At 33.1% G+C, this 14929-nt stretch carries 12 protein-coding genes; 4 read left to right on the forward strand and 8 right to left on the reverse strand.

Going from position 1 to position 14929, the window contains the following annotated elements; all coding sequences use genetic code 11:
* Genes CDG56_RS06435 through wecB form a run of 8 tightly spaced genes read right to left on the reverse strand, consistent with a single transcriptional unit; the run spans nt 1 to nt 9838 of the window.
* Nucleotides 1-1212, reverse strand: a complete 1212-nt coding sequence (locus CDG56_RS06435; RefSeq protein ID WP_087547310.1) for a glycosyltransferase family 4 protein — start codon at nt 1210-1212, stop codon at nt 1-3.
* Nucleotides 1209-3023, reverse strand: coding sequence for a heparinase II/III family protein (locus CDG56_RS06440; protein ID WP_087547311.1), 1815 nt, complete (start codon nt 3021-3023; stop codon nt 1209-1211). The genes CDG56_RS06435 and CDG56_RS06440 overlap by 4 nt, the downstream gene beginning before the upstream one ends.
* Before the next feature lie 13 nt (nt 3024-3036).
* Nucleotides 3037-4008 (reverse strand): glycosyltransferase, encoded by a 972-nt coding sequence (locus CDG56_RS06445; RefSeq protein WP_087547312.1) that lies wholly within the window; start codon nt 4006-4008, stop codon nt 3037-3039.
* Between the two features lie 4 nt (nt 4009-4012).
* Complete coding sequence (locus tag CDG56_RS06450; protein ID WP_087547313.1) at nt 4013-4975, reverse strand: hypothetical protein; 963 nt, start codon at nt 4973-4975, stop codon at nt 4013-4015.
* Between the two features lie 5 nt (nt 4976-4980).
* Nucleotides 4981-6204, reverse strand: a complete 1224-nt coding sequence (locus CDG56_RS06455; protein ID WP_171295112.1) for an O-antigen ligase family protein — start codon at nt 6202-6204, stop codon at nt 4981-4983.
* Entirely contained in the window at nt 6197-7417 is a 1221-nt protein-coding gene (locus tag CDG56_RS06460) for a hypothetical protein (protein ID WP_087547315.1), read from the reverse strand. Before CDG56_RS06460 ends, CDG56_RS06455 begins: the two co-directional genes overlap by 8 nt.
* Before the next feature lie 3 nt (nt 7418-7420).
* Nucleotides 7421-8674, reverse strand: a complete 1254-nt coding sequence (gene wecC / locus CDG56_RS06465; protein ID WP_087547316.1) for a UDP-N-acetyl-D-mannosamine dehydrogenase — start codon at nt 8672-8674, stop codon at nt 7421-7423.
* A gap of 39 nt (nt 8675-8713) precedes the next feature.
* On the reverse strand, nt 8714-9838 hold the full coding sequence (gene wecB / locus CDG56_RS06470) for a non-hydrolyzing UDP-N-acetylglucosamine 2-epimerase (protein ID WP_087547317.1): 1125 nt from the start codon (nt 9836-9838) through the stop codon (nt 8714-8716).
* Nucleotides 9839-10271: 433 nt separating this feature from the next.
* Between wecB and CDG56_RS06475 the strand changes: the two genes are divergently transcribed.
* From CDG56_RS06475 to CDG56_RS06490, 4 genes are all read left to right on the forward strand, one after another.
* On the forward strand, nt 10272-11372 hold the full coding sequence (locus CDG56_RS06475) for a polysaccharide biosynthesis/export family protein (RefSeq protein WP_087547318.1): 1101 nt from the start codon (nt 10272-10274) through the stop codon (nt 11370-11372).
* 2 nt (nt 11373-11374) lie between these two features.
* Nucleotides 11375-11803 (forward strand): low molecular weight protein-tyrosine-phosphatase, encoded by a 429-nt coding sequence (locus CDG56_RS06480; RefSeq protein ID WP_004665345.1) that lies wholly within the window; start codon nt 11375-11377, stop codon nt 11801-11803.
* 16 nt (nt 11804-11819) lie between these two features.
* Nucleotides 11820-14009: a polysaccharide biosynthesis tyrosine autokinase gene (locus tag CDG56_RS06485; protein WP_087547319.1), complete on the forward strand. Its 2190-nt coding sequence runs from the start codon at nt 11820-11822 to the stop codon at nt 14007-14009.
* A 177-nt stretch (nt 14010-14186) separates the two neighbouring features.
* Nucleotides 14187-14894: an FKBP-type peptidyl-prolyl cis-trans isomerase gene (locus tag CDG56_RS06490; protein ID WP_087547320.1), complete on the forward strand. Its 708-nt coding sequence runs from the start codon at nt 14187-14189 to the stop codon at nt 14892-14894.
* The last annotated feature ends 35 nt before the right edge of the window (nt 14895-14929 follow it).

Genomic DNA, 14929 nt, shown 5'->3' on the forward strand with positions numbered 1-14929 from the left:
TTACGCTCCTGTGACCCAATCAGAAAACTTCTGCGAAAGAATAGAACGATTAAACTGTTCTCTGGCAACCTGCTGACCATTTCTGCCCATTTCAATCAGTCGTTCGCGCTGATTCGCTGCTTGTTCCAAGGCATCAGCAAACGCTTGAGCATTCTCTGGGGGCACAGCAAAACCACATTGTTCTTTAGTAATTAACTCCGCTAACCAGCCTGGATAATTATTTAAAACGGGTAGGCCTGCTGAAATATAATCAAAAAATTTATTCGGCGAAGTTCCATAATAAAAGGCTGGAACATTGGCTAAAATTTGCAACCCAATATCTGCACTGGCCATAAGACCTGCTAACTTTGCTTTATTCACAGGATCATGAAAAATCACATTATCCAATTTAAGCTCGGTCGCTCGTTCAAGCAATGCTTTTTTCTGCATGCCATCACCAACCAGAACCAATTTAATGTCCGTTCTTTGACGTTTTTTCAATTCAGCTGCTGCGTCTAACACTGCATTTAGGCCATTGGCCAAGCCATGTGTCCCAGTAAAAATGGCCATAAGATCTGTTGGTTGAACACCCTCAGGTCTCCATGCTTGATGCTCAGATGCAAAAATATCTAAATCACAACCATTTGGAATAGAGGCTACTTTTTCAGGAGCAATCCCTCGTTTAATAATGCCGTCCACAATACCTGGAGACAATCCTACTAAACGATCAGCTGAATGATAAGAAGTCCATTCAAGCACAGACATCATCCATAAAACAATTGGGTTTTTAATGACACCCATCGCTTTAGGTAGCTCAGGCCATAAATCCCGCACCTCAAAAACGAATGGTTTACGTCGAAACCACTTGGCAAAAATACCTGGGATACCCGCCGTTAATGGTGTCGTTGTCGCAAATACGACATCGTATTGTTCAGTCAAAGCAACCTTGATCGATTTAAAAGCAAAACTTAAAAAAATTAAAATACGCTTGATAAAAGAAAGCGCATTTGAATAAGGCAGTTCAAATTCTATGATATCGATGCCATCGACCATACCACGGCGCATTCCTTTATTAAAAGGCTGGGTTAAACCCGTTTGACCTGCACCAAAAGAACCACAAACCATCGTCACTTGATGGCCATTACGAATGAGCGATTGAGCCATAGCATAGGAACGGATTCCTGCTGACCCTTTAGGTGTCGAGAAATGCTGATGGAAATATAAAATTTTCATGTTAAATCTTTAATTACAGTAAAAATTGTAGTCGCTTGTGTAGCAATCACTTCTAGAACAGGCACTTTGCTCTTTTGATAGTAGTACCTAGACTCCTCTCCTTCACTCCAACGAAGAGTGATCGGATGCTCAGCCTCTAAAATAATCTCTATTTGACTATTGCTTAGAACATTGTTCTCAAGGGTCCAATGATCTGGCTGTAACCGCCAACGTAAGACCGCTTGTTGCTTAAAACCAGAAATATTATCTGCTATTTTAATTGCATTATCTGTTAATGAAATTTTACGGTGGTGGGTACAACCCCAATGATCTTGATAACCACAACCAAATTCATTAGCGCTATACACTAATTCTTTTGGTGTCAGCCATGCACCAAATAAAAAGCGACTTAAACGCGGCATTTGTTGATGTTGATCAAACTCAACGGTATTGTGACTGGCAACGCCAGAAAAGTAATTTAAATCTTCTACGGTGGAATTATAACTATAAGTTCCACCATCGCGTAAAAGGTTTTGTCCTTTAAACCACACATCTAGATGCAAAGCATCACATTGACTTGGACGAAATTTGAAAATAGGCAATTTAAAAGCCATAAAGAAGTTATTTTTTGTGGCGGTAATAAGACCACTGTGATTAAAAAATGCATTTTTATTGGGTAAAACTACATTCGATTTTTTTAACTTCTCTAAGCCAAAAAATGCCAGTGACTGATCATAAGAACCCGATTGACTATAGTAACTATGCTCAAAAAATAAAGTACTGGCTAATTGGATAGACGGTCTAAAATCTCGATAATCTGTGTCAGATACTGGAATGAGCTTAGCACCGTCATTGGCTCCTATATTGGGTACATCACCCTGATGTTGGGTCAAGATATAGAGCCAATTGGTCACTTTTTGCAGTTTTTGATATAGCTTTGATGAAAACTTAGGCAGATCTAATTTCTGTCTTACAATTTCAGCGACAATATAACTATCGAGCATAACACGATGATAATTGACTGAATATTGGCTAAATCCTCCGTCATCCATAATCAATTTATTAGCGCGGTTTTCAAGCCACTTCAGCCCTAGTTTAGACCAATCACCATAGAGAGGACATGGATTAATGTAATTTAATAATGATCCTCCAATATACAAAGCTGTCGCTTCAGAAGTGCCATGATTATTATCTTGAGCAATGGCATAATCAATGGTAGGAGCAATACGTTTTAAATGTATTTCTATGAGTTCAAGTACATTCTTAGATGGGGATCTTAATTGATCTAAACCAATTAAAGCACTGATTAAGTGCATTACACGAATAGAGGCTTCCTGACCACACTTCCAATTTGGTCCTAAGTAGGCAGGATTTTTAGCACACCAATCATTGAGCCAATGCTCAAGGATATATAAACTTTGCTGATTATTATGCTCTTTAAAATTTTTAATAAACTCTAAAACCCAATCTAAGCGCGAAGCCTCCCAAATACCTTTGATATCTCCGACCTGATCATTAAAATCAGGTATATTGTACCAATGTGTATTACTTTCCTCACAAGTAGTACCTGTCAGTGGATTAAACATCCAATTGGGAGAAGTGCTAGAAATTTCATATATATGAAAACCAAAAGCTTTCATTTTTGTAGGTTGAGGTAATTCTTCTTTAAGAAATTCTTTATTATCAATAAAAAAATTTCCAGAGGGCAAATTAGCCTCTATTTTATATAAAGAATTTAAAGAAAATTTAGTACTTAAACGATATTTAACTATACGCAAAATATTAAATAAACCTAACTTTAAAAGTGTTTTCACTCTAATAGCATTTATCATTTAAAAACCCAAATCAACTTAAATCCAAATTTTCTTCAATAATTGCAATAAGATCATCACTTTCTAAATCAAAGAGTATTACATTTTCAGGGCGTGGAACCACACTCGAAGCAATAACTTTAGAGCCAAAGTGTAGAGCTTCTTTAATCGTAACAGAGTCACCATCGGTCGTAGTTGCACGAATTACTATTTCTGAAATTTTAAAAATAGGCCAAATTTGAGTATTATTTTCTAAGAAAATTAAATTACTAAATTTATTTTTCAATAAATCAACTTTAGCCTTAATATAATTTCCATATGAAGTATCAGAATATTCTGCAATTGCAAATATAAATATTTTATCTGTGTACTTTGGTGCTAGTTCATCAAAAATATCTAGTAAAGCATCTATAGAATAAATATCTTTTCCATTTGCATCTAAGTTCGGTTTAGATGCACTGGTTAAAATTATATTTCTTTGACCTGTAGCTATTGAATTATTATAAATTTTTAATAATTCTCCCTCATAAGATTGTAAAATATTATTAACTTCAAAATTAGACGGTGGTAAAAAAGCCGACATAACTTCAAACTTATGAGATATTTTTTTAAAATTACTCAAATTCAAGTAATTATTTTTAAGATGTAAATCAACCAAAATAATATTTTTACATTTTTTTAAAAAAAATTTATGAATACCTAGTTTTAAAGAATTCATATCTTTAAAATGTCGACTACTATTATGATCATAAAAAATTACAGTATCTCTACTGGCAAAGATACAGCATAAAATAATCAAGACAAAGTTAGATGCACTTACATGTTTTATTGATTTTTTTGTTAATGCAAATATTATTTTAAATAGGTTATTTAATGTAGGCTCAATTAAAATAATATTGCAGCCTACTTTTTCCATGACCAACTGCTCATATTTTCTTTGATTAAAAACTGTCACCCCTCCTGTTGGAGGAGGAGTCTTACCAATAAAATATTCGCACTTTGACATTCTATTAACCTTTCAATTTCTTTAAAAAAACTTTAACATTATTTTCTACAGATTCTTTAGAAAATAATTCTTGATATAAATTTATAGCAGCAGAAGTATTTGGATTAAAGTTTACTTGATCTAAATCTTGTTTAGAATTCAATATAATCCCTGCGTCTTTTAAAAGAGGACTATAAGAACGTATAGATGATGTAGTGATTACATTTACACCACATGAAAGATATTCAGCTAGTTTAATCGGTGAAGATACATGGTTAACTACAATATCATCCCTTATTAAAAAACCAAACTCACAATTTGATAAGAAATTTTCAATCTCACTCTTCGTAGATAAGCTCACAATTGTAAGTTTTTCTTTTAAGGCATTAGATGCATATTTTTCAATAACTTCATTACATATATCAATTTCATGAGTTGCAACTTTAAATACACTATTTGGAATTTTTTGACTGATTATACTCATCATTTCAATGATTTTAGGAAAATTTTGCCATGCAGACATACCACCTAAATAACAAAAAGAATTAGGTTCTTTTTTTATTTTGTTATATTGTAAGTCAGAAATACAAGGGAATACTAAAGCTGGTTTATTCAGTACGGCCTTATCTTTTGAATAAAATTCCATCATATAAGGAGAAACATAAATATATGCATCTGAAAGATTAAGACAAATTTTTTCTAAAAATTTTAATATATAAAATTTCAATTTTGAGTTATGTTTTAAGTAACTCTCTTCTGCAATTGCACCTTGAACCCAAAAAATTATTTTAGTTTTACTACCAATTAAATAAAACCATGTCAATAGTACATGCCAAATATTAGCACACACTACAAAATCATAATTTCTTATAGAAGCATCATATTTTTCAAAAAAAATTGGACTATTGTTACTTAGATTATTTGCTAATCGTATATAAGCCTTATAGACAGCAGAATCTTTTGAAATTTTATTTAGGTTAAAAATCATATTAATCAAACATTCCTAAAAGATTTAATATTAAAACATAATCCTAATGTAAACCAATAAATTGCTACAAAAGATATGAATGATATAATGCCATTAGGTTCAAAAAAGCTAACAAACAACCCAAAAACAACTAAAAAAATAAAAGTTTTTGAATCCAAATTATTATATCTAACTTTCCCTCTATAATAAAATCTCACAGATCGAATTATAAGATACATTAAACTAAAAATTATAAACGTAATTAATGGTACTCCATACAATGCCATTAAATTTAGCCACAATACGTGAATTTCACTGTAAGCCATACCATAATCTTTCAAGTCATAAGACTTTATTGGATAAGTCCCCATAATAAAATTATTTTTTATAATTTCTAATCCAATCAGAGTTCCCTCAAATCTTCCATTTGATATATCATCTCCAGAATTAAACGTAGCTAATCTTGTGTTCTCTAGTACTGATATAATACTTGCTATACCAATTAAAATAATTAATATTTCAAATGCTAAAAATAAATAAAATATAAATTTTGGCTTTATAAATTTATTAAAAAACTCATAATTCCAAATAATTAATAAAATAAGTAATGCGATAATTCCAGTACGACTATCTGAAAGAAATACACATATTGAACCTAAAGTTATAGTAGATGATAAGAGAATGTTTTTTATTTTACTATTATTAGATAGTTGTCTTTTAAAAATTTTTAAAAAACAAATTAAAAAAATAACAGAAATAGCCCATCCTGTTCGTCCTACATTATAGCCTATATTTTTTAACTCTAATGACAGATCATTAATATAATAATTATGATTAAATATTTCGAACAGCCCAGAAAGACAGACTCTTAATAGTAGTAAATTTATTAAAATTAAAGAAATTGTCGAAAATAATCCTAACTTTAAATTTTCAACACCTATATTTCTTCCAAAAAAAACAAAAAATATTATAAAAATAATAGAAAATAGTAGGAAACTTGGTGGAGTTAGAGTCAAAAAATTATAAAAAAAAGCAGCTAATAAACATAAAGTAAGTAGACTACCTGAATTTTTATAAAAAAATTCAAGATTTTTATTACTATAAATTTTTATTACAAATAAAATTCCAATTAAAAATATAAGTATTGTTTTAAAATAAAACATAATACTAGATTGTACATTTGGTAAGTTAATTACAATTGAAGTGATAAGGTATACTAAGATGAATTCTTTGATTAAATAATTACTCACCAACTTCATCCTTATTCATAAAACAAAAAATTATTTGTGCTAAAAAAATCAACAAATAACCTACCAACAATGAATTGTATAAAGTAAAACTATAAGGTTTAATATCTATCGTATAAAAACAGAATGTGAGGACAGAAATTGCCCAAATTAAGTTTATTAATAATCCAATTTTTGCTTTATTAATAGAAACCCAATAGCTACCAAAAGCGGAATTAAGGCAATACAATAAGATTGTTAACAGCATAATATTATATGAATCATTACCATTTTCAATATAATCATTACCCGCCCAGCCAAGCAAAAATGGTTTAATTAAAAACAATATAATACTTATAAGTATGCCAAAAATAAAATTGTACTTAATATACTTAATCAATTTTTCTTTAGCATCTTCTGTATTTGCACTCATTTTTGAAATAATAAATCCTGTTAATATACTTGGAATAAATATAGCTAAAGTATATATTTGATTGTTCCAAGAAAAATATGCAATCTCATTAATGCCATTAGGAGTATTTTTCAAAAGAGTGACTAAGATCAACATAACAGGTGCAACTAAAAGAGCACCAAGAAATACAGGAAGTGATACCTCTTTAAAAGATATCAATACTTCTTTATTTTTAATTACTTTAGATAAATTTGATAATTTAATGATTTTAAAACTTGAAATTGAAATAAGATTTAGAACCAGTAAAATAATTCGATATAACAATATTGCTAATAAAGCACCATTAACCTTATAGGATAAAATTAAAAAATATCCTAAAGGTATGCTAAGCATAAAAATAATACTAGAATTTATTGCCAATTGACGATATTTTCCAAGTCCATACATCGCTCCCTCTAAAATACTATTGAGGGACATAAACATAAATATAAGGAATGTAAAAATTGCGATATTAAGATTGGCAATAAAAAATATACTAATCAGTAGCAGTACTACTGACACAATTAGACTAATAAGAATATTAAATAAAAATATCTGATTAGATAATTCAAAAGAATTTTCTTTTTTAGCAATACTATAACTTCTATTAACAGCTGTACCACCACCAAATAAAGAAATAATCGCTAAAGTCCCAACTATAACGAGAATATATGATAGCTCTCCATACTCAGCTATCGTTAATAACTTAACACTAAGTATAGAGATAATCAGTAATATCAATCTCGTTAAAAGATTGTAACTTAATGAAAAGAAAAGATCCCTCATTACTTAACAAATACCTTTAGTATCTATCTTATATTTATAATTTTCCAAGTTTCCTATAAATTGTTTGTGGTCCACTAAGATTAAGTGAATATCAGCTTTATCACGAGCTTCAAAATCAATTAATTTTACACTTGTTTGTAATTCAGCAGGTAAAACTTGAATATTAGGTTCAATTGCAAAAATATTTAAACCTATCTGAGCTAGCTTTTTAGTAATCTCTAAAGCAGGACTTTCACGCAAGTCATCAATATCTGGTTTAAATGCTAAACCATAACAAGCAACTGTAACGTCTTTAATCGTTTTTTCAGGATTGGCTTGTAAAAATTCTGCGATCTTAATTTTAACCTGATCAATCACCCATTCCGGTTTTGCATCATTCACTTCACGTGCAGTACGAATCAAGCGTGCTTGTTCTGGTGTCTTTGCCACAATAAACCAAGGATCAACCGCAATACAGTGACCGCCGACCCCAGGTCCTGGCTGTAAAATATTGACGCGCGGGTGACGATTCGCCAGTGAAATCAACTCCCATACATTGATATCTAGCTTGTCACAAATAATCGAAAGTTCATTTGCAAAAGCGATATTCACATCACGGAAAGAATTCTCCGTTAACTTACACATTTCTGCGGTACGAGCATTAGTTTCAATACAATCGCCTTTTACAAAAGTTTTATATAGATCACATGCAGCTTTTGAGCAACGTGGTGTCATCCCACCAATAATACGATCATTACTGATGAGCTCTTGTAAAACTTTACCTGGCAATACACGCTCTGGGCAGTGCGCGACTAAAATATCAGCCTCTTCACCCTTTTGTTGCGGGAAGCTTAAATCTGGACGCGCTTCACCTAACCAAGCCGACATTTGTTCAGTTGCTTCCACAGGTGACGTCGACTCTAAAATAACCAAATTACCTGGCTTTAAAAAAGGTGCTAAAGCCTTAGCAGCAGATTCAATATATTTGAGATCTGGCTGATAATCATCTTTAAAAGGTGTCGGAACTGCAACAATATAAGCATCTGCTTCAGTCGGCGCCAACTGAGCAGACAATTTACCCTGAGCAACGACGTCACGGACCAAAGCATCTAAATCAGGTTCAACAATATGAACTTTACCTTGATTAATCATATCTACCGCGTGTTGATTCACATCAACACCAGTAACTTTTACCCCATGTGCAGCAAATGTCGCAGCTGTTGGTAAACCAATATAACCTAACCCTATAACGCAGATATGTTTGAATGAATTGCTCATACTCTATACTTTTAAATCAAAATAAATGGAAATTTCGGCTTAGTTCGCTTTAAGAAAATCAATAATTTGCTGACATGAATCACCATCCCCGTACGGATTATGGGCTTCTGCCATCTCAGCATATACGTTTGGATTTTCAAGTAACTCTATAACTGAACGCTCAATGGTTTCTGTATCTGTACCCACTAAACGTACTGTTCCTGCATCAACCGCTTCAGGCCTTTCAGTGGTATCCCGCATTACTAGAACAGGCTTACCTAATGATGGTGCTTCTTCTTGAATACCACCAGAATCAGTCAAAATCAGATAACTACGATTCATTAAATACACAAAAGGTAAATAATCTTGTGGGGCAATTAGATGAATATTCTCAATATCGGCTAACAACTCGTTAACAGGTTGTTGTACATTAGGGTTTAAATGAACTGGATAAACAATTTGGATCTCAGGATATTTTTTAGCTAAATTTGCTAAAGATGTACAAATATTTAAAAAGCCTTGCCCAAAATTCTCACGACGATGTCCTGTGACTAAGATCAGTTTTTTATCTGCATCAAGAAATGAAAACTCTTGCTGAAATTGAATTACTAATGCTTGATCTTGTTCAACCTTCTGTTTGACTTGCAGCAAAGCATCAATCACAGTGTTTCCTGTTACTACGATATTTTCAGGATTCACACTTTCTTTAATTAAATTTTCATACGATGATTGGGTCGGTGCAAAATGATAATTGGCAAGTACACCCGTTAATTTTCGATTGGCTTCTTCTGGCCAAGGAGAATATAGATCACCTGTGCGCAAGCCCGCTTCGACATGACCTACTTTTATTTTGTGATAATATGCTGCTAATGAAGCAGCAAAGGTCGTAGCGGTATCACCATGCACCAGAACCACATCAGGCATCCATGCGTCAAACACCTGTTCTAACCCTTTAAGTACCCCAGAGGTCACATCCGATAGCGTTTGCCCTGGTTTCATCAAATTCAAATCAAAGTCTGGTGTTAATTCAAATAAACTCAGTACCTGATCCAACATTTGGCGATGTTGACCAGTAACACAAACCTTTGTCTCAAAGTCCTGACTAAATTGTTTTAATTTTAAAGCCAAAGGTGCCATTTTTATTGCTTCTGGTCGTGTTCCAAATACTAATAAAACCTTTTTCACCCCAATCTAATCCTTCTTTTATTTAAGCAAACAAAGTAATTTATTAAGCTGTCCCAATTAGGACAGTTTATTGCATAAACTTAAATTTAATTTAAGCTATTGAAAAATAAAATTTCCAAGCAACAGAGCTAATTTCCAACCTATAGGCGTGAAAATTTTTTGCTAATATAACAGATTTACTACTCTTCCTATAACGAAATTGTATAACGTATTTTTCTTTTAAGCTGTTTTATTCATAAATTTTACTAAAATGCAATATTATCAATAATTAACAAATCTGTTACTTTTTATGAGATAAACTTAGCATACAAAGCCAACGGATTTGTCGGTGATTTTTTAGGTTTTTTGAGCTAGAATAAGCAAAATTCTAAGTCTAAACACAGATGATTGTGTCTAAGCTGATATAAATTTTATAAATATTCAAGGGTAAATTGTGAAGCATTATCAATTATTTTCCATCCTTGCAATTAGCTTAAGTGCTGTTGGATGTGCTGTCACTTCTGGTCTTCAAACTTACGACATTCCAAATGAAGGGGTTTATAAAACTGATCTTGGGACAACTGTAAGTGTGATAAAAATTACACAAGATACTTTAGAGTCTATAAAACCAACCCAGTTAAACTACCAACAAAACTATACTTCTTTATTTAATCAACCACAGCGTGTTTATCGTTTAAGTCCTGGTGATGTTTTATCCATTCAACTTTGGGCATACCCTGAAATCACCCCACCTGTAAACAATCTGTCGAATGATCAATCGATTCAAGCGAACGGATACCCTATTGATTATAATGGATTCATCCAATTGCCCTTAGTCGGTCGATACAAGGCATCTGGTAAAACGTTAAGTCAATTAAATTCAGAATTACGAAATCAATTTGCTCATTATTTAAAAACCCCTGACGTAATTGTCAGAGTCTTAAACTATCAAGGGCAACGTTACTCTGTACAAGGAAGTGTAAGAAAAGGTGGTCAATTTTATTTAAATGACCAACCTATCAATTTATATACGGCTCTTGGTATGGCTGGTGGTGTATCTGAATTAGGTGATAATACTTATATACAATTAGTACGTAATGGCACTACGTATAATCTCAATACACTTGAATTAGAAAAAGCAGGCTATTCGCTACACAAACTTTTAATTCAACCAAACGATACAATTTATGTAAGTACTAAAGACAATCAGAAAATATATATTATGGGTGAGTCTGGTAAAAACCAAGCTCTGCCAATGCGCGATCAGGGCATGACTTTGAGCGATGCTCTAGGTGAAGGTTTAGGTTTGAATCCTTTATCAGCAAGTGCCAGCCGAATTTATGTATTACGCACTAACGCAAATGATCGACGAACTGAACTTTATCATTTGAATTTAATGAGCCTTGGTGACTTTGGGTTGGCAAATCAATTCCGTTTACGTAGTAACGATATTGTATATATTGATGCAACAGGCTTAACTCGCTGGCAACGTGTTATGAACCAGATTGTACCGTTCTCGAATGCACTTTATAGCTTTGATCAGCTAGGTAAGTAATCATGCAGATTCGAAGTATTTTAGTGGTTTGCGTTGGTAATATTTGTCGTAGCCCTATGGCAGAATACCTACTAAAACAGGATTACCCTCAGCTAATGATAGATTCAGCTGGTATTTCTGGACTTTCAGGTCATCCTGCTGATGACAAAGCACAGCTATGTATGCAACATTTAGGTATTGATATAAGTGGGCATATCGCAAAAAAATTAAATGCCGAGCACTTAAAAAAAGCGGATTTAATTCTGGTGATGAGCAAAAATCAGCAAGCTCATATTGAACAAACTTGGCCTTTTGCTAAAGGAAAAGTTTTCAGATTAGGTCACTGGCAGAATAAAAATGTGCCAGACCCATATCAGCATGATCAGACCTTTTTCGATGAGACATGTCAGCTTATTCAACAGTGTGTCACTGATTGGAAAAATTATATTTAACTTTTAGATTAAGATTATGAGCCAAAATACCAATACTGAAGACACAATTGACTTGAAAGAGCTTTTTTTCTCTCTTATTGCTCAATGGAAATTAATCGCTTTATTTATTATTCTTAGTCTTGTATGTGCACTTTTGTACCTTCGTGCAACACCTGATACCTATTCAGTTGATGCCTTAGTTCAAGTTGAAGACAGTAAGGGAGCATCAGCTGCTTTATTGGGTGATTTATCACAAATGATTGACCAAAAATCACCCGCTCAGTCTGAAATCGAAATTCTAAAGTCTCGTTTAGTTTTAGGATCAGTGATTCAAGCACTTCATCTTGATTTAAATATTTCAAGTACAGAAGATACTTTACGCAATCGTTTATTGAAAAAACCACATTACGCAACCGAATATAATCCTAAATCCGTCATCTTTAAAGATAATACCAAGCAGTTTGAAGTCCGAGACTTTCTAATACCTAATCAATTTATTGATAAAGGACTTACACTTACTTTCAAAAATCGGAACTTTTTTTTAGTAGATCCCCAAAATGATCAAATTATATTTACTGGCATCATTAATCAATCCAATTCCATTCAGAATAAATATGGCTCATGGAAAATAAGTGTTTTTACAAAAGATAATTTAACCAGTGCATACCAAATTCATAAGAAATCTTTACCCGCTGCTGTCAATGCTATTAGTTCAAATTATACCGTTGAGGAAAGAGGAAAAATGACTGGAATTCTTGGTTTAAGTTATCAAGGCCAAGATAAACAACATATTACTAACGTTTTAAATGCAATATTATCAGCTTATAGTGCCCAAAATGTAGCCCGCCGTTCTGCTGAAACTGCCCAAACGCTTAAGTTTCTAGATGAACAACTACCAGAGTTAAAGAAACAGCTTGATAATGCAGAACGTGAATTTAATAAATTTCGCCAAAAATATAATACTGTTGATGTCACCAAAGAGTCTGAGCTTTATCTTACTCAGAGCATCAACTTAGAAACAAAAAAAATAGAGTTGCAACAACAACAAGCAGATTTGGCAGCAAAATACACTGCTGAACATCCAGCGATGCGAGAAATTAATGCTCAAATTGCTGCAATTAATAAACAAATTGGTGATTTAAATAGTACATTAAAACAACTTCCAGACATCCAAAGACAATACTTGCAACTGTATCGTGAAGTTGAAGTAAAAACCCAACTTTACACTGCTTTATTGAATTCGTATCAACAACTTCGAATTGCCAAAGCAGGCGAAATTGGTAATGTTCGTATTGTAGATACTGCGGTTGAACCTGTTGAACCAATTAAGCCAAAGAAATTACAAGTACTTATTCTTGCTATTTTCTTTGGTGGATTCATTGGTACACTTATTGCTTTGTTACGTAATATGTTACGTACGGGTATCAAAGATAGTGGGCAAATTGAAAATGAATTCAATCTACCTGTTTATGCAACTGTACCTCGATCTCCCGTTCAAGAGACACGTATCCGTATTTTAAAGAAAAAGAAAACTATTCCTATCCTTGCAGTTAAACATAATGATGATATTGCGATCGAAAGTTTACGTAGTATTCGAACCGCAATTCATTTCGCACTCGCAAGTGCAAAAAACAATATAATTGTCATTGCAGGTCCTTCTCCGGAAGTTGGTAAATCATTTATCTCAACCAATTTGGCGACTATCTTTGCACAAAGCAATAAGAAAGTTCTCTTAATTGATGCAGATATGCGTCGTGGCTATATGCATAAATATTTTAATTTAGACGTAAAACCTGGTTTATCTGATTTTTTAAGTCATCAAGCTGATCTAAACCAAGTGATTAATGCAACTGAAGTAGATGGCTTAAGTATTATTACACGAGGTAAAAGTCCAACGAATCCATCGGAAATGTTAGGATCTGAGCAGTTTGAATTCTTACTTAACCAATTAAGCCAAGAATATGATCATATTATCATTGATACACCACCTGTACTTGCTGTAACAGATGGAATTATCATTTCTCAATATGCGGGTGTGAACTTACTTGTAGCACGCTATGCTAAATCACAAATGAAAGAGCTTGAACTAAGTTTAAGTCGTTTTGAACAAGCGAATGTCAAAGTAAACGGCTTCATTTTAAATGATATTCAACGTGCTGGTGCTGGGTATGGGTATGGGTATGGATACAATTATTCATATGCTTACAAAGCAAATAAAGATGATTAAAAATCCATCATAACAGTCATATCAAAAAGCCAGATCTCATAGTTTGGCTTTTTATTGATAAACACAGAAACTATATAAAAAATACACGCATTTTTTAGCTGAGTTATTCAATGCTTAAGCTTAGACATGCTAAGATCATGACCATATTTTTTATTAAAATCTTACTTCGGACATCTCATGAGTAAAGCTTTACCTGTCATTGCAGCAGTCGTTTTAGGTGGCGCAGCCCTTGTTCCTGTTTACTATGCTACTCAGCACCCGACGACTGAACTTGGATCAAAAGCGGATAAGAATGCAGCACCTGTTGCAAAAATCAGTTATGCCTTAGGCTATGAAGTTGCAAAACAAACACCACCTGAATTGGAAACAGCTGCATTTATCACAGGTTTCCGTGATGGGCATGCCAAAAAGCCTGCTGCATACACCGAAGAAGAATTACAAGCTGCTTATATGGAATTCCAAAAGGAACTTCAACAAAAACAACTTAATGAAACCAAAAAAGCTGAAACCACAAACAATAGTTTTTTAGCTGAGAATGCGAAAAAAGAAGGTGTAAAAACAACAGCTTCAGGTTTACAGTACAAAATTATTAAAGAAGGTACTGGCAAACAACCTGTTGCAACCTCTGTTGTGAAAGTTCACTACAAAGGTCAATTAACCGATGGTAAGGTCTTTGACAGTTCTTATGACCGCGGTGAGCCAATCGAATTTCCACTCAACCAAGTCATTTCCGGTTGGACAGAAGGTTTACAATTAATGAAAGAAGGTGGCAAAGCAACGCTTTATATCCCTTCTCAACTTGCTTATGGAGAACAAGGGGTTCCTGGTTCTATTCCACCAAATAGCACATTAATTTTTGATGTCGAATTAATCGCTGTAAAATAATTAGTACCAAGGAGAGCATACGCTCTCCTTTATTT

This window comes from Acinetobacter sp. WCHA39 (assembly GCF_002165385.1).
Taxonomy (GTDB): domain Bacteria; phylum Pseudomonadota; class Gammaproteobacteria; order Pseudomonadales; family Moraxellaceae; genus Acinetobacter.